The sequence below is a fragment of the Streptomyces sp. NPDC053513 genome, from assembly GCF_044544765.1.
GTDB classification, from domain to species: Bacteria; Actinomycetota; Actinomycetes; order Streptomycetales; family Streptomycetaceae; genus Streptomyces; species Streptomyces litmocidini.
The window spans coordinates 523065-545191 of record NZ_JBITXP010000001.1; the positions used below are offsets into that span (position 1 = coordinate 523065).

Annotated in this window: 18 protein-coding genes; 14 read left to right on the plus strand and 4 right to left on the minus strand. The window is 72.6% G+C overall.

Going from position 1 to position 22127, the window contains the following annotated elements; genetic code table 11:
* The first annotated feature begins 202 nt into the window (after positions 1–202).
* The 4 genes from ACIGW4_RS02175 to ACIGW4_RS02190 all read left to right on the plus strand — a co-directional run bounded on the left by ACIGW4_RS02175 (position 203) and on the right by ACIGW4_RS02190 (position 4911).
* Positions 203–1507 (plus strand): extracellular solute-binding protein, encoded by a 1305-nt coding sequence (locus tag ACIGW4_RS02175; RefSeq protein ID WP_123457012.1) that lies wholly within the window; start codon positions 203–205, stop codon positions 1505–1507.
* A 126-nt stretch (positions 1508–1633) separates the two neighbouring features.
* Entirely contained in the window at positions 1634–2596 is a 963-nt protein-coding gene (locus tag ACIGW4_RS02180) for a carbohydrate ABC transporter permease (RefSeq protein WP_123457011.1), read from the plus strand.
* Positions 2593–3459: a carbohydrate ABC transporter permease gene (locus ACIGW4_RS02185; RefSeq protein ID WP_399577885.1), complete on the plus strand. Its 867-nt coding sequence runs from the start codon at positions 2593–2595 to the stop codon at positions 3457–3459. Before ACIGW4_RS02180 ends, ACIGW4_RS02185 begins: the two co-directional genes overlap by 4 nt.
* Before the next feature lie 48 nt (positions 3460–3507).
* Positions 3508–4911, plus strand: a complete 1404-nt coding sequence (locus ACIGW4_RS02190; protein WP_398706638.1) for a GH1 family beta-glucosidase — start codon at positions 3508–3510, stop codon at positions 4909–4911.
* A gap of 79 nt (positions 4912–4990) precedes the next feature.
* On the opposite strand, the gene ACIGW4_RS02195 is transcribed toward ACIGW4_RS02190, so the two are convergent.
* The 3 genes from ACIGW4_RS02195 to ACIGW4_RS02205 form a co-directional block, all read right to left on the minus strand.
* On the minus strand, positions 4991–5524 hold the full coding sequence (locus tag ACIGW4_RS02195) for a hypothetical protein (RefSeq protein WP_399577888.1): 534 nt from the start codon (positions 5522–5524) through the stop codon (positions 4991–4993).
* A gap of 209 nt (positions 5525–5733) precedes the next feature.
* A complete protein-coding gene (locus ACIGW4_RS02200; protein ID WP_185094728.1) occupies positions 5734–6129 on the minus strand; it encodes a hypothetical protein in 396 nt (131 codons plus the stop codon).
* A 59-nt stretch (positions 6130–6188) separates the two neighbouring features.
* Positions 6189–7607 (minus strand): chondroitinase-B domain-containing protein, encoded by a 1419-nt coding sequence (locus tag ACIGW4_RS02205; RefSeq protein ID WP_399577890.1) that lies wholly within the window; start codon positions 7605–7607, stop codon positions 6189–6191.
* 642 nt (positions 7608–8249) lie between these two features.
* On the opposite strand from ACIGW4_RS02205, the gene ACIGW4_RS02210 reads away from it, so the two are divergent.
* Together ACIGW4_RS02210 and ACIGW4_RS02215 are read left to right on the plus strand one after the other, a co-directional pair.
* A complete protein-coding gene (locus ACIGW4_RS02210; RefSeq protein WP_399577893.1) occupies positions 8250–11936 on the plus strand; it encodes a choice-of-anchor D domain-containing protein in 3687 nt (1228 codons plus the stop codon).
* A 61-nt stretch (positions 11937–11997) separates the two neighbouring features.
* On the plus strand, positions 11998–13344 hold the full coding sequence (locus ACIGW4_RS02215; RefSeq protein WP_399577895.1) for a hypothetical protein: 1347 nt from the start codon (positions 11998–12000) through the stop codon (positions 13342–13344).
* Positions 13345–13371: 27 nt separating this feature from the next.
* Here ACIGW4_RS02215 and ACIGW4_RS02220 read toward each other — a convergent pair whose 3' ends face one another.
* A complete protein-coding gene (locus ACIGW4_RS02220; protein ID WP_123457004.1) occupies positions 13372–14070 on the minus strand; it encodes a substrate-binding domain-containing protein in 699 nt (232 codons plus the stop codon).
* Positions 14071–14166: 96 nt separating this feature from the next.
* On the opposite strand from ACIGW4_RS02220, the gene ACIGW4_RS02225 reads away from it, so the two are divergent.
* The 8 genes from ACIGW4_RS02225 to ACIGW4_RS02260 all read left to right on the plus strand — a co-directional run bounded on the left by ACIGW4_RS02225 (position 14167) and on the right by ACIGW4_RS02260 (position 22012).
* Positions 14167–14934 carry an IclR family transcriptional regulator gene (locus ACIGW4_RS02225; protein WP_398706629.1) on the plus strand — a complete coding sequence of 256 codons (768 nt, stop codon included), beginning with the start codon at positions 14167–14169 and terminating at the stop codon, positions 14932–14934.
* A 103-nt stretch (positions 14935–15037) separates the two neighbouring features.
* Complete coding sequence (locus ACIGW4_RS02230; protein ID WP_123457002.1) at positions 15038–16249, plus strand: 4-hydroxybenzoate 3-monooxygenase; 1212 nt, start codon at positions 15038–15040, stop codon at positions 16247–16249.
* 26 nt (positions 16250–16275) lie between these two features.
* Positions 16276–17301 (plus strand): amidohydrolase family protein, encoded by a 1026-nt coding sequence (locus ACIGW4_RS02235; RefSeq protein WP_123457001.1) that lies wholly within the window; start codon positions 16276–16278, stop codon positions 17299–17301.
* Between the two features lie 17 nt (positions 17302–17318).
* Entirely contained in the window at positions 17319–18008 is a 690-nt protein-coding gene (ligK, locus tag ACIGW4_RS02240) for a 4-carboxy-4-hydroxy-2-oxoadipate aldolase/oxaloacetate decarboxylase (RefSeq protein ID WP_399577899.1), read from the plus strand.
* Positions 18009–18010: 2 nt separating this feature from the next.
* Positions 18011–18928 carry an amidohydrolase family protein gene (locus ACIGW4_RS02245; RefSeq protein ID WP_399577902.1) on the plus strand — a complete coding sequence of 306 codons (918 nt, stop codon included), beginning with the start codon at positions 18011–18013 and terminating at the stop codon, positions 18926–18928.
* Between the two features lie 23 nt (positions 18929–18951).
* On the plus strand, positions 18952–20259 hold the full coding sequence (gene ligA, locus ACIGW4_RS02250; RefSeq protein WP_398706623.1) for a protocatechuate 4,5-dioxygenase subunit alpha: 1308 nt from the start codon (positions 18952–18954) through the stop codon (positions 20257–20259).
* Position 20260: 1 nt separating this feature from the next.
* The gene (locus tag ACIGW4_RS02255) at positions 20261–21235 is read left to right on the plus strand and encodes a Gfo/Idh/MocA family oxidoreductase (protein WP_123456997.1); all 975 of its coding nucleotides are present in this window, start codon (positions 20261–20263) and stop codon (positions 21233–21235) included.
* 183 nt (positions 21236–21418) lie between these two features.
* Complete coding sequence (locus ACIGW4_RS02260) at positions 21419–22012, plus strand: aldo/keto reductase (RefSeq protein ID WP_399577905.1); 594 nt, start codon at positions 21419–21421, stop codon at positions 22010–22012.
* Positions 22013–22127: the final 115 nt, after the last annotated feature.

The following is a 22127-nucleotide window of genomic DNA, read 5'->3' on the forward strand; positions in this document are numbered from 1 at the left end:
AGAGCGCTCTCAGAGCGTCGGAAACGTAAAACCCGCGAAACGACCGTGTCAATGGTTTGAACACAAGCGGGAGTTGAGCCCGTCTCCCGTCCGATACGCCTTCGAGTCTTGACGGGCCGCCCTCTCCCCGGGCACGCTCCCCCCGCAGGCTTGAGAGCGCTCTCAGACGCTCTCGCTCGTTCCGGAGCCAAGGAGGCTTCCCATGCCCATCGCCCGAGCCGCCAGAAGAACCGCCGCCCGCCTGGGGGCGGTCGTCCTCGCCGGGGCCCTGCTCGCCGCCTGCGGAAGTTCGACGGACGGCGCGTCCGAGGACGCCGCCGGGGGCGAGGTCACGATCACCGTGGACCTGTTCGGCTCCTTCGGGTACAAGGAGGCCGGGCTGTACGCGGAGTACGAGAGGCTCCACCCGGGCGTCACGATCAAGCAGACGGACACCGAGGACGAGGCCGACTACTGGAAGTCCCTCCAGACCCGGCTCGCAGGCGGCGCCGGCCTCGCCGACGTGCAGGGCATCGAGGTCGGCCGGATCGCCTCCGTCACCCAGCAGCAGGCCGAGCGCTTCGAGGACCTCGGGAAGTACGGGGCGAAGGCGCTCGAGGACCGGTTCGCCCCGGCCAAGTGGGCCGCCGCCACCGGCAGGGGCGGCGAGGTCCTCGGCCTCGGCACGGACGTCGGCCCGGAGGCGCTGTGCTACCGCACCGACCTCTTCGAGCAGGCCGGACTGCCCACCGACCGCGAGGAGCTGGCGAAGAAGTGGGCCACCTGGGACGGCTACCTGGAGCTCGGCAAGCGGTACAAGGCGAAGGCTCCCGGCCGGAGCGCGTGGATCGACAGCGTCGGCAGCCTGTACTCGATCATGATCGGGCAGGAGAAGGAGCGGTACTACGACGCCTCCGGAAAGCTGATCTGGGAGGACAACCCCGCTCTGCGCACCGCCTGGGACCACGCCGTCGAGGCCGCGCAGGGCGGGCTGAGCGCCAAGCTCGACCAGTGGTCCCCGCAGTGGAACCAGGCCTTCGCCGCCGGCTCCTTCGCCACGATCCCCTGCCCCGCCTGGATGCTCGGGTACATCAAGGGCCAGGCCGGTGAGGCCGGCAAGGGCAAGTGGGACGTCGCCGCGCTCCCCGGCGGCGCGGGCAACTGGGGCGGCTCCTACCTGGCCGTGCCCAGGGCGGCGAAGCACAAGAAGGAGGCGTACGAGCTGATCGAGTGGCTCACCGCGCCCGAGCAGCAGACCCGGCTCTTCGAGAAGCAGGGCAACTTCCCCTCCGCCACCGGCGCGATCGACAAGGTCGCCGGCGCGAAGGACCCGTTCTTCTCCGACGCCCCGATCGGGAAGATCTTCGGCGACGCGGCGAAGGCGGCCCCGGTCCAGGTCCTCGGCGTGCACGACCAGAACATCGCGCAGCAGATCACCAACGCGCTGAGCGAGGTCGAGCGCAAGGGGACCTCTCCCGAGAAGGCCTGGTCGAACGCCAGGAAGGGCGTCGAGAACACCATCGGCTGACACGGCCCCGGCCACCGGACCACCGCGCCCCCCTCCGACGCCACTCCACCCCTCCGACGCCGCTCCACCCCTCCGGCGCGCTCCACGCCCCCCTCTCGTCCCGACCCCTCACCGAAGGGCCGCACCGTGACCCTCACCGCACCCCAGGCACCGTCCGTGCCGCGCGTCGTCCCGCCGGCCCGGCCGGGGGGCGCCCGGCGGGCCTGGCGGACGGTCTCGCCGTACGCCTACATCGCCCCGTTCTTCACCCTGTTCGTCGCCTTCGGCCTCTTCCCGCTCCTCTACACGGCCTTCGTCTCCCTCTACCGGGTGGAGCTCCAGGCCCCCGGCGACATGGAGTGGCGCGGCCTCGGCAACTACACCGCGCTCCTCGGCGACGAGTACTTCTGGGTGTCGCTGCGCAACACCTTCACCATCGGCGTGCTCTCCACCGTGCCGCAGCTGGTCATGGCCCTCGGGCTCGCGCACCTGCTGAACTACCGGATGCGGGGCCGCACCTTCCTCCGCACGGCGGTCCTGCTGCCGTACGCGACCTCGGTCGCCGCCGCCACCCTCGTCTTCGCCCAGCTCTTCGGCCGCGACTTCGGGCTGGTCAACTACGCGCTCGGCCTCGTCGGCGTCGACCCCGTGGACTGGCAGAACGGCACGGTCGCCTCGCAGATCGCGGTGTCCACGGTCGTCATCTGGCGCTGGACCGGCTACAACGCGCTGATCTACCTGGCCGGCATGCAGTCCATACCGGACGAGCTGTACGAGGCGGCCGCGATGGACGGCGCCTCGCGGTGGCGCCAGTTCTTCCACGTCACGCTGCCGGGGCTGCGGCCCACCATCCTCTTCACCGTCATCGTCTCCACGATCGGCGCGACCCAGCTGTTCGGCGAGCCGCTGCTCCTCGAAGGCTCGGTCTCGGGCGGCATCTCGCACCAGTACCAGACGCTCGGCCTCTACATGTACGAGCAGGGCTGGGGCTTCTTCCACCTGGGGCGGGCCGCGGCCGTCGCCTGGGTGATGTTCCTGCTGATCGTGGTGCTCGTCGGGCTCAACGCCCTGGTCGCGCGCCGCCGTTCCCGCAAGGAGGCCCGCCGATGACCGCCCTCGCCCCTCCGGTGCGCAGCGGCCCCTCCCGGGCGGGGCGCACCCTGCACGCCGGGCCGCTCGCCTACGCGATCCTCGTCGTCGCCGTGCTGTTCTCCGCCTTCCCGTTCTACTGGACGATCGTCGCCGCGAGCCGCTCCAACGCCGACCTGGCGAAGGTCTCGCCGGCCCTGCTGCCCGGCCCGCACCTGATGCGGAACTTCGAGGCGGTCCTCGAAGAGGCCGACATCGGCAAGGCGCTGCTGAACTCGCTGCTCGTCTCCGGTTCGATCACCCTCGGCACGGTCCTGTGCTGCACGCTGGCCGGTTTCGCCTTCGCGAAGCTCCGCTTCCGGGGCCGGGGCGCGCTGCTCGCGGTCACCGTGGGCACCATGATGATCCCGCCGCAGCTGGGGGTGATCCCGCTGTTCATGCTGATCGCCGAGCTCGGCTGGGTGAACCAGCTCCAGTCGGTGATCCTGCCGGGCCTGGTCTCGGCGTTCGGGGTGTTCTTCATGCGGCAGTACCTGGCGCAGTCGCTGCCGGACGAGCTGATCGAGGCGGCCCGGGTCGATGGCGCGTCCACCGCCAGGATCTTCTGGTCGATCGTGGTGCCGATCGCCCGGCCCGGCATGGCCGTGCTCGGTCTGCTGACCTTCATGGCCGCGTGGAACGACTTCTTCTGGCCCGTCGTCGCGCTCTCCTCCTCCGAGCCCACCGTCCAGGTCGCGCTGCGCCAGCTCGGCGGCGGCTACGTCCACGACCAGTCCGTGATCATGGCGGGCACCCTGCTGGGCACCCTGCCGGTGCTGCTCGTCTTCGGCCTCCTCGGCCGCCAGATCGTCGGCGGGATCATGCAGGGCGCGGTCAAGGGCTGACCCCCTGTCCCTCTTCACACATCTCTTCTGAAAGGGAGTTGACATCCCATGACCGCGCTCGACACCCATTCCGACGTCACGGCCTCCCTACGTTTCCCCGAGGGCTTCCGCTGGGGCACGGCCACGGCCGCGTACCAGATCGAGGGGGCGGCGGCCGAGGACGGCCGCGGTCCCTCGATCTGGGACACCTTCAGCCGCACGCCCGGCAAGGTGCGCAACGGCGACACCGGTGACATCGCCGCCGACCACTACCACCGGGTCGACGAGGACGTCGCCCTGATGCGGCGGCTCGGCGTGACCGACTACCGCTTCTCGGTCTCCTGGCCGCGGGTCCAGCCCACCGGGCGCGGCCCGGCCGTCCGTACGGGCCTGGACTTCTACCGGCGGCTCGTCGACGCGCTCCTGGAGGCCGGCATCCGGCCGGTGGCGACGCTCTACCACTGGGACCTGCCGCAGGAGCTGGAGGCCGCCGGCGGCTGGCCGCACCGGGAGACCGCGTACCGGTTCGCCGAGTACGCGCACATCATGGCGGACGCGCTCGGCGACCGGGTCGCCACCTGGACCACGCTCAACGAGCCCTGGTGCTCGGCCTTCCTTGGTTACGGGAACGGCGTGCACGCCCCGGGACGGACCAGCGACGTCGCCGCACTGCGCGCCGCGCACCACCTCAACCTGGCGCACGGCCTCGCGGCCCGGACGTTGCGCGGTGCGCTGCCCGGTTCTGCGGAGGTGTCCCTGACCCTCAACCTCCATGCCGTACGGGCGCGTTCGCAGGACCCGGGGGATCTGGACGCGGCCCGGCGGATCGACGCCGTCGGCAACCGGATCTTCCTCGACCCGGTCTTCCACGGACGGCTGCCGGAGGACCTGGTCCATGACACGGCGGCCGTCACGGACTGGTCGTTCGTCCGGGACGGCGACCTGGCGACGGCGGCCGCGCCGATCGACTCGCTGGGCATCAACTACTACTCCCCGGCGGTCGTCGCGGCCGGCACCTCCGAGTCGCCGTCGCCGTGGGCGGGCGCCGAGCGGTACGTGCGGTTCGAGCCGGCGCCCGGGCCGCGCACGGCCATGGACTGGCCGGTGGACGCGGACGGACTGTACGAACTCCTGGTCCGGCTGCGGGACGAGCTGCCGGGCGTACCGCTGGTGATCACCGAGAACGGCGCCGCGTACGACGACTACGCCGACCCCTCGGGGAACGTGAAGGACCCGGAGCGGGTGGCGTACCTGCACGCGCATCTGGCGGCGGTGCACCGGGCGCTCGCGGACGGCGCCGACGTGCGCGGCTACTTCCTGTGGTCGCTGCTCGACAACTTCGAGTGGGCGTACGGCTACAGCAAGCGGTTCGGCATCGTCCACGTGGACTTCGCGACGCAGCGGCGGACCCCGAAGGACAGCGCCCGCTGGTACGCGGAGGTCATCGCCCGGGGCGGCCTCGGGGAGGCCTGAGAACGCCCCGGCCCCGGGTCGTGTCCTGCGGAGTCCTCCGGATCGGCCCGGGATCGCCCGGCACCGCGCCGCGGGCCCGTCAGCCGGGGAAGGAGAAGTAGAGCGCGTCGCTGTAGAAGGACGCGAAGTGCCTCTGCCAGTCGGCCCGGACCGAGGCCAGCCAGTCGTCGTTCCGTCCGACGATCGCGGCCTCGGCCCGGGCGACGGCGTCGGGGATGTCCTCGGCCACCAGACGCCGCACGCTCGCTGCCGGATCCTCGTCCGTCATCGAGACGATCTCCCCGGTCTCCAGGACGAAGTACTTCGCCTGCTGCTTGTCGAGGTGGGCCGTGGTCCTGGCGACGCATGCGGCGAACTCGGCGTCGTCCTCCAGACCCTCGCCGACCGCGCGCAGGAGGTCGCGGAGCAGGGCCGCCCCGCCGGCGTAGTCCGCGGCGATGCCGATCGGAGGATTCCAGATCATGGACGGGACCATCGTCGTCCCGCGCCCCACCAGGAGTTTGTGCGCGAGCGGGACGTCCCGGTTGTGCTCGGATATGCATCGGATCCGCTGGGGGATCTCCGCCTCGTTCGGCATCGAGTCCGCGGAATAGAGATAGGAACGGTTCGCCATGGCGGCGACGTTAACACCGGGGACCGACAACGCCGGCGCCGTCGGACTCCTCCCGCACGGCCGGAACGCGCGGGAGGGCCTCGGCCCGGGCGGGTTCCTCCGCTGATCCGACATCGGCACGGCGACGGCGGTGCGGCGGGTGCCGGTCGGACGCGATCCGGTCGGAGGAAGCCCGCTCGGAGGGCGGGGAGGAGCGGCGGACGAGCCCTTCAGGCGGCGCGTCGGTCCACGGAGAGCAGCCAGGTCCAGCGGCGGCGCTCCGTGACGACGGTCGCTGCGGCCAGCGCGGTCACGGGCACCGCCGCCCAGGCGGGCCAGGCGAGCCACGAGGAGATCACGGCGGCGGCCAGCTGGAGCAGCACCAGCAGGATCGTGACCCGCCCCGGCACCGCGACGATCACCTGCGCCTTGTCCCCCGGGGTGGAGAAGAGGGTCGGGAGACCGATCAGGACCACCACGGACAGGGCGGCGAGCAGCCACGAGTGCCCGGCCAGCGCCCAGGGCGTGGCCACCCAGGCGACGAGTTCCGTCGCGAACCGCAGGGCGGACGCGGCACCGTCATCGGGTCGTCCTGAATCCGTTTCTCCACCGGCGACATCCCTCACCCGCGGACGATCTCACGGCGGGCGGGCGGACGGAAGGGGCTCGTGCCGTCCCGGCGGGTTCAGGAGGCGTTCGGGCCCACGTCCGTCGGGGTGAGGGGGCGGCGGACCGGCGCCAGGGTCGAGTACTCGTCGGAGCCGACGTCACGCGCCGTGCCGCGCGCGTGGCCGTCGATGTCCTCCGGGACCGCCACCGTGGTGAGGGTCGCGGCTCCGATCGCGGGGCTGCCCGCCGAGAGGCGGAAGACGCCGTCCGGGGACTGCGTCAGGCGGGGGTCGACGCGGGTGTAGCCGGCGTTGGGGAGGGTGCCGTCGGAGGCCGCGCCCCAGAGGATGTTGCCCTGCCAGATGAAGCCGGTGTTCGCGCCCAGCGCGACGAGGCTGCCGCTGTCCCCGACGATGAGGTTGTCGGCGACGACCACGTCGCGCGGCTCGTAGGTGCGGGTCTCGCCCGAGAGGGAACTCTTGTTGCCGCGCAGGGTGTTGTGCACGATCACCGCGCGGTCGCAGGCGTCGTTGCCGCGCCGCTCCTCGGTGGTCTCGCCCTCGTGGTGGTCGCGCGTGGTGCCGCTGCCGATGACCAGGGCCCGGCCGGTGAGGCCGGCGAGGTGGTTGTTCACGACGAGGTGGTCGTTTCCGTAGAGGCGGATGCCCTCCTTGCCGCCGAGGAGCCAGTTGCCCTCGACGGTGGAGCCGTTGCCGTGGCGGAGCACGATGCCGCCCTGGCTGGCGCGGATCGTGTTGTACCGGATCGTGTTGCCGGAGGACTTCACCGAGATGGCCTCGGGGTCGCCGTCGCACCGCTCGAACAGGTTGTACTCCACGATCGCGTCCGCGGTGGACAGCGCCCGGCTGCTGACGCCGAGCCGGATCGACTCGCCGCCGTTGGTGCCGGTGTAGCCGTGGTCGGAGAAGTGGTTCTTGAAGACGTGGAGGCGCTGGGCCACGGCGGTCGTGCCGGGGCCGTCGACGACGAGGAAGATGCCCTGGGTGGTGCGCTCGTGGAAGTGGTTCCGGTCGATCTTGGCGTCGTCGCCCTCCACGAGGACCCAGTCGAGGCCGTCCACGTCCGCGAACCGGATGTCGTTGCGGGTCAGCCGGATGCCCTTGCTGTCGGCCGGGATCTCCAGGGTGCCGCTCTGCCGCAGCGCGAAGCCGCTGATGGTGACGGCGTTCGCGCCGTCGAGGACGAAGCTGCGCTCGCCGCGCAGGACGGCGCCGCCGCGGGTCTGCGAGACGATCGTGATGCCGCTGCGTCCGGAGACGTCGATGGCACCGCCCGACGGGACGGTGTACGTGCCGTCGGCGACGACGATCCGGTCGCCGGGGACCGCGCGGTCGATCGCGCTCTGCAGCGCGCTCAGGGAGGTGACCGGTGCCGGTTCGGCCGCCGAGGCGCCCGTGGCGAGCAGGGTGTCGAGCGGGACGGCGGCGGCCGCCGCGCCCAGCAGTGAGCCCTTGAGGAAGGTACGTCGTCGCATGATGTCTCCTGGTAGTAGGGGAGGTCGTCGTTCTGCGCCCTGTCACCAGGGACGCGCCGGCACGAGGCCGCTGTGTCGCCGGGACGTCTGGTCGGAGCCCCGTACGTCTGGTCGGATCCCGGGACGCCTCGTCGGAGCCCGGGACACCTCGCCGGAGCCCGGGACGGGCCCCCACGGCCCGTCCCGGATCCCGACCGGGCGGAGCCCGGTTCGGGGGCCCCTCCCCGACGGCCCTGCCCCGTCCTGCCCGGTGCCGCCCCCACGGCGGCACCCTTCAGGACGACGGCCGCCACCGCGCCCGTCCCGGTCCCGTTCCTTCCGGTCCGCTGCCCGGAACGGGCCGGCGGGCACGCCGGGCGGGTGGTCGTCCCTCCCCGGCCTGCCGACACGCACCAGCCTGCCGCGTGCCGCTCACGTCTCGCTCACGTTCCGCTAACGCCCGGGAACATGACGGGCCGACGGGAAGGCCGCCGAACCCCGCCGTTCAGGTGGATTTGGGGTGGGGAACCCGACACGATGGCGTCCGCGCCAGATGGCAGGTCCACGATGAGGCCGGCGGAGCGTCCCGGTCTTCGTCCTCGTGCGTCCACGTGAAGGGGAGAGATGGCCGGCCGACGCAGAGCGATCGCCCGATTTCTGACGATGTCCCTCACGGCGGGCCTCCTCGGCGGCGCGGCCGTCGGGACGGCCGCGCCCGCCGGAACCCGGCAACCGGCCGCTCCCGCCGCCGACCAGACGACGATCTCCCACGACGACCTGCGCACCGGCTGGGACCGGGACGAGCCGGGGCTCGCCCCCGACCAGGTGTCCAGCTCGGACTTCGGGCTGCAGTTCTCCACCACCGTCGACGGCCAGGTCTACGCCCAGCCTCTGGTCGTGGGGCGCACCCTCGTCGCGGCCACCGAGAACAACAAGGCGTACGGGATCGACGCGGCCACCGGGGCCATCGGCTGGTCGAAGGACTTCGGCGCCCCCTGGCCCGCCTCCGCCGTCACCTGCGGCGACCTGGTGCCGAACATCGGGGTCACGTCGACGCCGGTGTACGACCCGGCGAGCAACGCCGTCTACCTCACGGCCAAGGTGAACGACGGGCCGGACGTCCAGCACCCCAACTGGTACGTGCACGCCCTCGACCCGGCGACGGGCGCCGAGCGGGCGGGCTGGCCCGTGAAGGTGGCGGGCGCGCCGGTGAACGACCCGGGCCGGGCGTTCAACCCGTACACCGCGGCTCAGCGGCCCGGGCTGCTGCTGATGGGCGGGTCGGTGTACGCGGCGTTCGCCTCGCACTGCGACCGGGGCCCCTACGTCGGCTACGTCATGGGGGTGAACACCTCGACGCGGAAGACGACGCTGTGGGCCACCGAGGACTCCTCCGCGAACGGCATGGCGGGCGTGTGGATGAGCGGGGGCGGTCTGGTCTCCGACGGTCCGGGCCGGATCCTGTTCTCGACGGGCAACGGGGTCTCCCCCGCGCCGGGCCCGGGCAACCGGCCGCCCGGCCAGCTGGCGGAGTCGGTGGTCCGGCTCGGGGTGAACAGCGACGGGACGATGTCGGCGCAGGACTTCTTCAGCCCGTCCGACGCGCCGGTGCTCGACCTGAACGACACGGACCTGGGGTCGGGCGGCCCGGTGGCCCTCCCCGAGCCGGCCTTCGGGACCAGCCGGTACCCCCGGCTCCTCGTCCAGATCGGCAAGGACGGGCGGCTGTTCCTGCTCGACCGGGACGACCTCGGCGGCCGGAGCCAGGGCCCCGGCGGCACCGACAAGGTGCTCGGCACCTTCGGCCCGTACGAGGGCGTCTGGGGGCATCCCGCGGTGTACGGCGGGCAGGGCGGCTACGTGTACACGATCGGCAGCCGGGGGCCGCTGCGGGCGTTCGCGTACGGTCTCACCGGCTCGGGCCTCCCGGGGCTCACCAACACGGGCAGCAGCGCGGAGCGGTTCGGCTACACCTCGGGTTCGCCGGTGGTGACGTCGACGGGGACGAACCCGGGCTCGGCGCTGGTGTGGGCCGTCGCGTCGGACGGGGCGAACGGCGCCAACGGGCAGCTGCGCGCGTACGACGCCGTGCCGGTGAACGGGGCGCTGCGGCTGCGCTGGTCGGCGCCGATCGGCACGGCCTCGAAGTTCGCGGTGCCGGCCACCGACGGCGGGCGGGTCTACGTGGGGACGCGGGACGGGCACGTGATGGCCTTCGGCCGTCCCGCCAACTCGGCGCTGACGGGTGAGCCGGTGGACGCCGGCGAGGTCGCGGTCGGGGCGACGGGGACGGTGACGGCGACCGTCACGGCGACGCGGGACGTGACGGTCAACGGGGTGAGCACGCCGGCGGGCAGTGCGTTCTCGGCGTCCTCCTCGGGTCTGCCCCGGACGCTGCGGGCGGGCGAGACCCATGCGGTGCGGGTGTCGTTCTCGCCGACGGCCCCCGGGCCCGACACCTCGGCCCTGACCTTCGCCACCGATCTGGGGGAGAGCGCGCTCGGCCTCACCGGGTACGGGACGAGGCCCGGCCTCCTCGCGTCCCCGGCCGCGCTGGACTTCGGGACGGTGGCCACGACGACGCGGAAGACGCTCGGCGTGACGTTCACCAACACGGGGACGGCCGACGAGACGATCGTCTCCGTCTCCCCGCCCGCCGGTCCGTTCACCGCGTCCGACCCGCCCGCGGCCGGCACGGTCGTCCCGCCGCGGCAGTCCGTCACCGTGCAGGTGGCGTACGCGCCGACGACCGCGGGACAGGACGCCGGAACGCTCGCCGTCACCGGGACGAACGGCACGGTGTCCGTCGCCCTGAGCGGCACGGCCGTGACCGGGCGGGCGCAGCTCACCGTCACGCCGACCTCGACGGACTTCGGGCAGGTGAGGGTCGGCGAGTCCGTGACGAAGACCTTCGACATCAGCAACACCGGCAACATCCCCCTCACCGTCACCAAGGCGAAGCCTCCGGCGGCCCCCTTCCAGGTCACCAATCCGATCAGCGAGGGCCAGGTGCTCGGCCCCGACGACGTCGTCCACCAGGCCGTCACCTTCTCCCCCACGTCCATCGGCGCGGTGACGGCCGCGTACGAGCTGACCGCCGACGACGGGAGCGGTCCCCACAACGAGGCGCTGACCGGATCCGGGACCGGCGGGACCACGGTCACCGTCCCCACGCCCGGCGCGGGCGGCTGGAAGCTGAACGGCTCCGCGCGGATCTCCGGCGACGACCTCCAGCTGACCCAGGCGAGCGCCTCGCAGAAGGGTTCCGCGGTCTGGCCCGTGCCGGTCCTGACGGACGGTCTCAAAGCCTCGTTCACCACGGTGATCGGCGGCGGCACCGGCGCCGACGGCCTCACGTTCTCGCTGCTCGACCCGGCGGGGACCACGCCGTCCGCGCTCGGCGGCGTCGGCGGCGGCCTCGGGTACGCCGGTCTGCCCGGCGTGGCGGTCGCCTTCGACACGTTCAGGAACACGGGCGAGCCGTCCGCCAACTTCGTCGGCATCGCCACCGGGGGCACCACCTCGGGCCTCACCTACGCGTCGACGACGACGAGCGTGCCGAACCTGCGGTCGGGCACCCACACGGTCTCCGTAGCGGTCGCCGGCAAGACCGTCACGGTCTCCGTGGACGGCACCCAGCGGCTGCGGACCACGGTCGCCTCGCTCCCCCCGGCCGCGCTGCTCGCCTTCACCGGCGGCACGGGCAGCATCACCGACATCCACGCCGTGCGGGGCGCGTCGATCACCGCCGCCTCGTACGCCGTGCCGCCGCCCGGCCCCAACGGCTGGAAGTACAACGGCAGCGCCGCCCTGTCGGGCACCACGCTCGTCCTGACCCCGGCCCAGACGTACCTGAAGGGTTCGGCGGTCCAGGCCACCGCCGTGCCCTCCGCGCGGCTCAGGGCCCGCTTCACCGCCACGCTCTCCGGCGGCACCGGCGGCGACGGGCTCGCGCTGATGCTCCTCGACGCCTCCCGTACGACGTCCGGCGCCCTCGGCGGCGGAGGCGGTGGCCTCGGCTTCGCCGGCCTGCCCGGGGTCGCGGTCGCCCTGGACACGTACCGCAACACCGGAGAGCCCTCGTCGAACTTCGTGGGCGTCGCGACCGGCGGCTCGGGCACCACCCTGCGGTACGCGGCCACCTCGACGGCCGTGCCCGCGCTGCGCACGGGCAGCCATGTGATCGACGTCTACGTGACCTCCGCCGGGCGCCTCGTCGTCCTGGTCGACGGCGCGCAGGTGATCGACGTGGCGGTGACGCTCCCCGAGAACGTCCTGGTCGGTTTCTCCGCCGCCACCGGAGGACTGACGGATCGTCATGCGGTCACGGGGGTGCGGATCGGTTACTGAGGTAACCTGCTCGCCGCTCGGAGCACGTACCCGATCTCTTCAGAAGAAGCGAGCGACATCGATGACCGACCTGAGCCGGACATACGTGGACGCGTGCCTGCGCGGGGAGGGCGGGCTGGCGACGGCCGTCGCGCGGGCCGCGCTGCCACCGGCCTTCGAGGAGGCCTGGCGGGCCCATCTGCTGCCGCGGCCCTGGTTCGTCCGGGCCTCGGAGACGGCCGCGTTCGCGCGGGACCTGGAGGGCCTGTTCGACCTCCTCCTGTCGCTGCCGGAGCGGCTGTTCGGCGGGGACGTCGAGCGGTACGCGGCGGAGATCGGGCTCGCACCGGCGCTCGTGGCCCTGCTCCGCCGGGGCGGGTCGGGCGTCCCCGCCAAGCTGGGACGCGCCGACGCGTACCACGACGGCACCTCGTTCAAGCTCCTGGAGTTCAACCTCGGCAGCGAGGTCGGCGGCCTCGACATGGACGTCCTCGACCGGGCACTGCTGCGGGTGCCCGAGTTCGCCGCCTTCGCGCACGAGCACGGTCTCGGCCATGTGGACATCGCCGAGCGGATGGCCGCCGTCCTGCGCGACCGCGCCCGCCCCGCGCTGTCCGGCTCCTCGGAACCGGTGATCGGCCTGATCGAGGGGCGCGGCGGCGTCGGCCCGTACGGGCGGCTGATGCGCTCCACCCAGGAGGCGATGGCCGAGCAGGGGCTCGACCTGAGGATCGGCGAGATCGGCGACGTACGCGCGCGTGCCGACGGAAAACTCACCCTGGACGGCACCCCGCTCGACCTGGTGCTGCGGAACTTCGCGGCGAGCCAGCTGTTCGACGACCCCGGGGGGCCGGACGTGGCGGAGCCGTTCTTCCGGGCCCACGAGGCGGGCAGGACCGTGCTGTTCACATCGCTGGAGAGCGGCCTCTACTCCCACAAGAGCGCTCTCGCCCTCCTCTCCGACCCGCGCTCGGAGCACGCCTTCGACGCCGGTGAGCGGGCCCTGATCGAGCGGGTCCTGCCGTGGAGCCGGGCGCTGCGCGCCTCCGGTCCCGCCGAGCCGGTCGAGCTGGTCGAGCTCTGCCGGGAGCGGCGGGAGCGGCTCATCCTCAAGCCCGGGGCCGGGTACGGCGGTCTGGACACGTTCGTCGGCTGGGAGTGCACCGACGCCGAGTGGCGCAAGGCCCTGGACCTCGCGGTGGAGCGCGGTGGGTACGTGGCGCAGGAGCGGGTCGTGCCGCGGCCCGAGCCCGTGTACGACCCGGCGACCGGGGCCGTGGACGACTGGATCGCGGCGCTGGGGTTCTTCCTCACCGACGACGGCTACGCGGGCGCGCACGCGCGCGTCAACCGTGCCGACGGCGGCGCGATCGTCGGGATGAGCAGCAATCCGGACACCCGCATGGTCGGGGTGTTCACGCACCCGTGACGACGGCCGTGGCGCGTGGCGGAGGGATCACCGGCCCCCGGCGGCCCGCATGCCCCTGGCGCGGGCGGCCTTCGACGCCGCGTCGGAACCGAGGAGGTCGAGGACGTCGCCGGCGCGGGCCGGTTGGGAGGAGACGGCCAGTACGCCTCCGCTGAACGTCGAGGTGATCGCGGTGTCGCCCGGCAGCGGGCCGGCGACGACGACGCCCGGCAGGTCCATCAGCTCGCTGTGCTGCTGGAAGGCCAGGTCCGCACGGCCGGATGACAGCAGGCTGCCGGCGGGCACGCCGGGCGACGCCTGGACGAGCCGGTCCCGCAGCACGTCGGCGAGGTCCAGCCGGGCGATCAGATCGAGGAGGGCCGTGCCGCTGGGGCCCGTGGAGTAGGCGATCCTCTTCGCCGACCGCAGCGCGGTCCGCAGGTCGGATTCCGAGCGCAGCGGAGGAACCGGTGTCCCCTCCGGCACGGCGGCGACGACCTCCGAGACCCACAGGGGGCGCACCGTGCCGCCGAGGACGTGTCCTTGCTCGGTCAGCCCGGCCAGCGCCCCGTCGGCCAGCACGAGCACGTCGGACTCGGCGCCGTCGCGCACCCGCCGCGCGATCTCGACGCCGCCCGCGGAGTCGAAGCGGACCGCGAGTCCGTGGGCGAGCCGGATGTGTTCGGTGAGTTCGGCGAGTACGGGGCGCGTCGCCATCGAGGACAGCCCAGAGATCTCTCGGTCCACGTCTCCTCCTTGGTGTCCGGCAGATGGTACGGCAGGTCCGGCAGCTGGTACGACGCGCGAGGGGGCGCCTCGACGACGGTCTGCGAGACTGATCGCGTGAGCACGCCCCAGAGCACCGCGGCCGGAAAGGTCCTCCTGGTCCTGTCGGCCTTCGACCGCGAGCACCCGTCGCAGACCCTGTCGGACATCGCCCAGCGAACGGGGCTGGCCCTCAGCACCGCGCACCGCGTGGTGGGGGAACTGGCGGCATGGGGGGCTCTGGAGCGTGCGGAGGACGGGTCGTGGCACGTCGGGCTGAGGCTCTGGGAGATCGCCTCGGGCTGCCCCCGTACGCAGATCCTGCGCGATGCGGCCCTGCCGTTCATGCAGGACCTCTACGAGGTGACGCACGAGAACATCCAGCTCGCGGTGCGGGAGGGCACCGAGCTCGTGTTCGTCGAGCGGATCGCCGGGCACCGGTCGGTACGGCTCCTGACGATGGTCGGGACCCGGTTCCCCGTCGGTTCCACCGGAATGGGCCGGGTGTTGCTGGCGCACGCGCCGCGGGACATCCAGGAGGAGGTCCTCGGATCGCCGCTGCGGGCGTGGACCCCGCACACGGTCACCGACCCGAAGACGCTGCGCAGACAGCTGGACCGCATCCGCCGCGAGCAGGTCTTCGTCAGTGACCGCCAGCTTTCGGAGGACACGGTCGCGGTGGCCGCGCCCGTGCGGATCGGCCGGACCGGGCCCGTCAGCGCGGCGCTGGGGATCGTCGTCGCGGCGCGCAGCGCGAGCCGTGCGCGGGGGCTGCGCGAACCGCTGCTCAGGGCCGTGCGCGGAATCTCCGACGAGCTCGGCCGACGGGCCCGCACGGCGCTCTGACCTCCGAGGCACTTCCGCCTGACGGAAACGCCGGCGACCGGCCTCCGCTCCGGGTGCGAACGTTCGGGTCACCCCGAACGTTCGCGTCCACGCTGGAGATGTCATGGCCGATGCCCCCGTCGACACCGTCGCCTCGGTGCCCGTCGCCGTAGTCGGCGCCGGCCCCGCCGGCCTGATGCTGGCCCACCGGCTCGGACGGGCGGGTGTCGGGACGATCGTGCTCGACACCCGCACCCGGCACGAGATCGAGACGACGCAGCGGGCCGGCATCCTGGAGGCCGACGTGGCCCGGGACCTGGTCGAGACCGGCGTCTCCGACCGGATCCTGCGCGAGGGACACGAACACGAAGGCACCGAGATCCGGTTCGGAGGCCGGGCGCACCGGATCCACTTCAAGGCGCTGGTGGGCGAGTCGGTCTGGCTCTATCCGCAGACCGACGTCTTCATCGACCTGGCCGACGCCCGGGAGCGGGACGGCGGCACGGTCCACTTCGGCGTCCGGGACACCGAGGTCCTCGACGTCACCACCGACGCCCCGCGGGTCCGCTACACCGCCGCCGACGGCTCCCGGCACGAGATCCGCGCGCGGTACGTGGTCGGCGCCGACGGCTCCCGCAGCATGTGCCGCAACCTGGTCCCCGAGGACCGGCGGGTGCGGTACGGCAAGGAGTACCCCTTCGCCTGGTTCGGCATCATGGCCGAGGCCCCGCGCAGCGCGCCCGAGTTGGTCTACGCCCACTCCGAGCACGGGTTCGCGCTGATCAGCCAGCGGACCGAGACCGTGCAGCGGATGTACTTCCAGTGCGACCCCGACGAGTCCGTCGACGCGTGGCCCGACGACCGGATCTGGGAGACGCTCCAGGCCCGGGTGGCCGGCGAGGACGGCTTCCGCCTCGCCGAGGGACCGGTCCTGGAGAAGTCGGTGCTGCGGTTCCGCTCGTTCGTGCAGGAGCCGATGCGCTGGGGCTCGATGGTGCTCGCGGGAGACGCCGCGCACACGGTGCCGCCGACCGGCGCCCGCGGGCTCAACCTCGCCCTGCACGACGTGAAGGTGCTCGCCGACGTCCTCCTGCGGGCGCTCGGCGGCGAGGGAGAGGCCGCGCTCGACGACTACCAGCCGCGGGCGCTGCGGCGGATCTGGCGGGCGCAGAACTTCTCCCACTGGCTGACCGAGCTGCTGCACACACCGCCCGGTGCCTCGCCGTTCGACCGGCGCCGTCGGCTCGGCGAGCTCGACAACGTGGTGGGAACGCGTGCCGGACGCCTCTACCTTTCCGAGCAGTACACCGGCTGGCCCGTCAGCGCCCAGGGTTGATTCCGACGACTCCCAGGAGCACATCCATGATCATCGACTGCCACGGTCACTTCACCACCGCGCCGCCGCAGTTGGGCCGGTGGCGCGACCGCCAGATCGCGGCGGCCGAGGGCCGCGGCCCCGCCCCGGACCCCGACGAGCTGGTCATCACCGACGACGACCTGCGACAGGCGATCGAGGGCAACCAGCTGCGGCTCATGAACGAGCGCGGCAGCGACCTGACGATCTTCTCCCCGCGCGCCAGTTTCATGGCCCACCACATCGGTGACTTCGCGGTCTCCTCGGTGTGGGCCCGGATCTGCAACGACCTGGTCCACCGCGTCGGCACGCTCTACCCCGACCGCTTCGCGACGGGCGCGATGCTGCCGCAGTCGCCGGGCGTCGACCCCGCGACCTGCCTGCCCGAGCTGCGCCGCGCGGTCGAGGAGCTCGGGGCGGTCACGGTCAACCTCAACCCCGACCCTTCGGGCGGCGGATGGACCGCGCCGCCGCTGACGGACCGCAGCTGGTACCCGGTCTACGAGGCGATGGTCGCGTACGACATCCCCGCGATGATCCACGTCAGCACCTCGTGCAATCCGGCGTTCCACACCACCGGCGCCCACTACCTCAATGCCGACACCACGGCGTTCATGCAGCTGCTCCAGGGCGACCTGTTCAAGGACTTCCCGACGCTGCGGTTCGTGATCCCGCACGGCGGCGGCGCCGTCCCGTACCACTGGGGCCGGTTCCGCGGCCTCGCCATGGCGCTCGGCCGGCCGGACCCCGAGACCCTGCTCGACAACGTCTTCTTCGACACCTGCGTCTACCACCAGCCCGGCATCGACCTGCTCACGCGGGTCGTCCCCAGCCGGTCCGTGCTCTTCGCCAGCGAGATGATCGGCGCGGTCCGCGACATCGACCCGCACACCGGCCACCACTTCGACGACACGAAGCGGTACGTCGACGTCACCCCGCACCTGACGGACGAGGCCCGCGCCGCCGTGTACTCCGGCAACGCCCTGCGCGTCTACCCCCGACTCGCCGCCCGCCTCGCCGCGGCCGGCCGCTGACCCCAGGAGGAACACCCATGGAACACACCGAACTCGGCGTCGTCCACACGAAGATCGACCGGGCCGACCCGGAGGCCGTCGCGGAGCTGGCGAAGTACGGCGTCGCGACGATCCACGAGGCCATGGGCCGGGTGGGCCTCATGCGCCCCTACCTGCGCCCCGCCTACCCGAGCGCCCGGATGTGCGGCACGGCCGTGACCGCGCTCCTCCAGCCCGGCGACAACTGGATGCTCCACGTCGCCGCCGAGCAGATCCAGGACGGCGACGTCGTCGTCGCGGCCTGCACGACCGAGAGCGAGGACGGCTTCTTCGGTGAGCTGCTCGCCACCTCGTTCCGCGCCCGCGGCTGCCGGGGCCTGATCATCGACGGAGGCGTCCGCGACGTCACCGACCTGGAGAGGATGGACTTCCCCGTCTTCTCCCGCGCGATCAACGCCAAGGGCACCGTCAAGGCCACCCTCGGCTCCGTCAACGTGCCCGTGGTCTGCGGCAACGCCCTCGTGCGCCCCGGCGACGCGATCGTCGCCGACGCCGACGGCGTCGTCGTGGTGCCGCGCGAGCGGGCCGCCGACGTGGCCGCCGCCTCCGCCGCCCGCGAGGCCGCCGAGGAAGACAAGCGGGCGCAGTTCCGCGCGGGCAGGCTCGGCCTGGACATGTACGGCATGCGCGGCCCGCTGGCCGGGCTCGGCCTGCGTTACGAGGACTGAGGATGACGACCTTCGAGAAGACCCCGGGCTGGCTGGACTGGTACGCCGGTCCGAGCCGGCCGCGGTTCCGGCTCCCCTCCGGCGCCGTCGACGCGCACTGTCACGTCTTCGGGCCCGGCGCCGAGTTCCCGTACGCGCCCGAGCGCAAGTACACGCCGTGCGACGCCTCCAAGGACCGGCTCTTCGCGCTCCGCGACCACCTCGGCTTCGCCCGGAACGTCGTGGTGCAGGCGACCTGTCACGGTGCCGACAACACCGCCATGGTGGACGCCCTGCGGGCCTCCGGCGGGCTGGCCCGGGGCGTGGCGACGCTGCGCCCCGACGTCACCGACGCCCAGGTGCGGGAGCTGCACGAGGCGGGCGTCCGCGGGGTGCGGTTCAACTTCGTCAAGCGCCTCGTGGACGCGGCGCCACGGCAGGACCTGCTGGACGTGGTCGAGAAGATCGCGCCGTACGGCTGGCACGTCGTCGTCTACTTCGAGGCGGCGGACCTCCCGGACCTGCGGGACTTCCTGCTGTCGATCCCCGTCCCGCTGGTCGTCGACCACATGGGGCGGCCGGACACCGCGAAGGACCCGGAAGGGCCCGACTTCGAGGCGTTCCTGGACTTCATGCGGGCCCGTCCGGACGTCTGGTGCAAGGTGACGTGCCCGGAGCGGCTCTCGGTGACGGGCCCGCCGGCCCTCGGCGGGGAGCAGGCGGCCTACCGTGACGTGGTCCCCTTCGCCCGGCGCGTCGTCGAGGAGTTCCCCGACCGCGTCCTGTGGGGCACCGACTGGCCCCACCCGAACCTCACCGACCACATGCCCGACGACGGCCTGCTCGTCGACTTCGTCCCGCACATCGCGCCGACCCCGGCCCTGCGGCACAAGCTCCTCGTCGACAATCCGATGCGCCTGTACTGGCCGGACGCCGACTGACCCGCCCACGACCGGAGGCCACCATGTCACTGGACAAGACCTACAAGCTGGTGCCGGGGACGACCGTCTTCGACGCCGAGCAGTCCGCCAAGGGCTATCACCTCAACCAGTTCTGCATGTCACTGATGACCGCGGAGAACCGCGCGGCCTACCTCGCCGACGAGCGCGCCTACCTGGACTCGTGGCCGCTGCGGGAGGAGCAGAAGCAGGCCCTGCTCGACCGCGACCTCAACGCGGCCGTGCGCGAGGGCGGCAACATCTACTTCCTCGCCAAGTGGGGCGCGACCCTGGGGTTCTCGTTCCAGCAGATGGCGGGGTCGATGACCGGCATGACCGAGGAGGAGTACCGCGCGATGATGGTCGGCGGCGGCCGCTCCGTCGACGGCAACCGCATCGACCACGCGGTCCTGGAGGCGGCGCACGCCGATCCGACGCCCCCGGCCGAGCACGCCGTGATCACCGGTGCGGTCTTCACCTCCCACGTGCCGGCGATCGGCGCGGCGATGGACCACGAGAAGACCGAAGAGCCTTACTGGCGACCGGTCTTCGAGGGGTACGCGTTCTCCAGGGAGTGGGAGCGGGAGAACGTCCCCGACGTGGTCTTCCTGGTCTACAACGACCACGCCTCCGCCTTCGACCTGTCCCTGATCCCCACCTTCGTCCTCGGGACCGGCGCCGCCTTCCCCACCGCCGACGAGGGGTACGGGCCCCGCCCCGTGCCCGGCGTCGAGGGCGACCCGGACCTGGCCGCGCACATCGCGCACTCGCTCGTCCGGGACGACTTCGACCTCACGCTCGCGAACGAGCTGACGGTCGACCACGGCCTCACCGTCCCGTTGTCGCTGATGTTCGGCGACGTCGAGAAGTGGCCGTGCAGGGTGATCCCCTTCCACGTCAACGTGGTGCAGTACCCCGTCCCCTCGGGGGCCCGTTGCTTCGAGCTCGGCCGGGCCCTGCGCCGGGCGATCGAGTCGTACGACCGGCCGCTCAAGGTACAGGTGTGGGGCACCGGCGGCATGAGCCACCAGCTCCAGGGACCGCGCGCCGGCCTCATCAACCGGGAGTGGGACAACGCCTTCCTGGACCGGCTGGTCGAGGACCCCGCGGACCTCGCGCGGGTGCCGCACCTGGAGTACGTCGAGGAGGCCGGCTCGGAGGGCATCGAGCTGGTCATGTGGCTGATCGCCCGCGGTGCGATGAGCGACGTCGACGGCTCCGGCGAGGTCGAGGTCAAGCACCGCTTCTACCACGTCCCGGCGTCCAACACCGCCGTCGGACACCTGATCCTGGAGAACCACCCCCGGGCCGAAGAGCCCGCCGTGAAGGAGTGACATGACTGACGACCGGATCCTGCGGATCGCCCTCGCCGGCGGCGGCGCCTTCGGTGCCAAGCACGCGGCCGCGCTGAAGCGGATCGAAGGCGTCGAGGTGGCCGCCGTGGTGAGCAGCGGCCTCGAACGCGCCCGGAAGTTCGCCGCGGAGCAGGGCGTGGGACGCGCCGTCGCCTCCCTGGACGAGGTGCTGGCGATGGACGACGTCGACGCCGTCGTCCTCGCCACCCCCACGCAGCTGCACGCCTCGCAGACGCTGGCGTGCCTCGAAGCGGGCAAGCACGTCCAGGTCGAGATCCCGCTCGCCGACTCGCTCGCGGACGCCGAGGCGTGCCGGGCCGCGGCGGAGCGCACGGGACTCGTGGCGATGGTGGGTCACACCCGCCGGTTCAACCCGAGCCACCAGTGGGTGCGGCAGCGGATCGAGGCCGGCGCGTTCAACATCCAGCAGATGGACGTGCAGACGTACTTCTTCCGCCGGAAGAACCTCAACGCGCTCGGCCAGCCGCGCTCCTGGACCGACCACCTGCTGTGGCACCACGCCGCGCACACGGTCGACCTGTTCGCGTACCAGGCGGGTTCGCCGATCGTGCAGGCCAACGCCGTGCAGGGCCCCGTCCACCCCGAGCTGGGCATCGCGATGGACATGTCGATCCAGTTGCGGGCGGAGAACGGCGCCATCTGCACGCTGTCGCTGTCGTTCAACAACGACGGGCCGCTCGGCACGTTCTTCCGCTACATCGGCGACACCGGCACGTACATCGCCCGGTACGACGACCTGTACACCGGCAAGGAGGAGCCGATCGACGTCAGCGGGGTCGACGTGTCGATGGACGGCATCGAGCTCCAGGACCGCGAGTTCGTCGCCGCCATCCGCGAAGGCCGCGAGCCGAACTCCTCCATCGCCCAGGTCCTTTCCTGCTACCGGACCCTGGCGGCGCTGGAGGAGCAGCTGAACGCGGTCGCGGGCTCGTGACCGCGCCGTCTCCCGCCGGCGCGGGGCGTGCCCCGCGCCGGCTCGGTCCGTTCGAGGTCCCGGCGGTCGGCCTGGGCTGCATGAACCTGAGCCACGCGTACGGTGTCCCGCCGACCCCGGAGGCCGCCGAGGAGTTGCTGCTGACGGCGCTGGCGGGTCCCGGTGGAGGAGAGCGTCGGGGCGATGGCCGAACTGGTGGCGGCGGGGAAGGTGCGCGCGCTCGGGCTCTCCGAGGTCTCCGCGGCGACGCTGCGCCGGGCGCACGCCGTGCACCCGATCGCCGCCCTGCAGAACGAGTACAGCCTCTGGTCACGCAACCCGGAGCAGGGCACGCCGGCGGCGGCCCGTGAACTGGGCGTCGCCCTGGTGGCGTTCAGTCCGCTGGCCCGTGGTTTCCTCACGGACGCTCCCCCGGACGTGGACGCGCTGCCGGCTTCCGACATCCGCCGGGGCATGCCCCGCTTCGGCTCCGCGCACTACCCCGCCGACCTGGCCCTGCGGCACGAGGTGGCGCGGATCGCCGCGGACGCGGGTCTCACCCTTCCGCAGCCGGCCCTGGCGTGGGTCGTCTCCAGGGGTCCGCACGTCATCGCCCTTCCCGGGACCCGGTCGGTGACCCATCTGCGGGAGAACCTTTCGGTGCTCGACCTCGACGTACCGGGCGAGGCCCTCGACGCGGCGGACCACGTGCTCGACGCCACGACCGTCCACGGGGCCCGCTATGACGAGTCCACGCTCGCCGAGATCGACACCGAGCGCTGCGGCCGAGCGGGCTGACGCACGGGAAAGGGGCGGTACCGGCCACAAGGCCGGTACCGCCCCTTTCCCGTGCCATCCGGCGGGCGGGGTCCTCGTGGCCCCGCCCGCCGCGGCGGCCCGCCGCAGGCCTCCG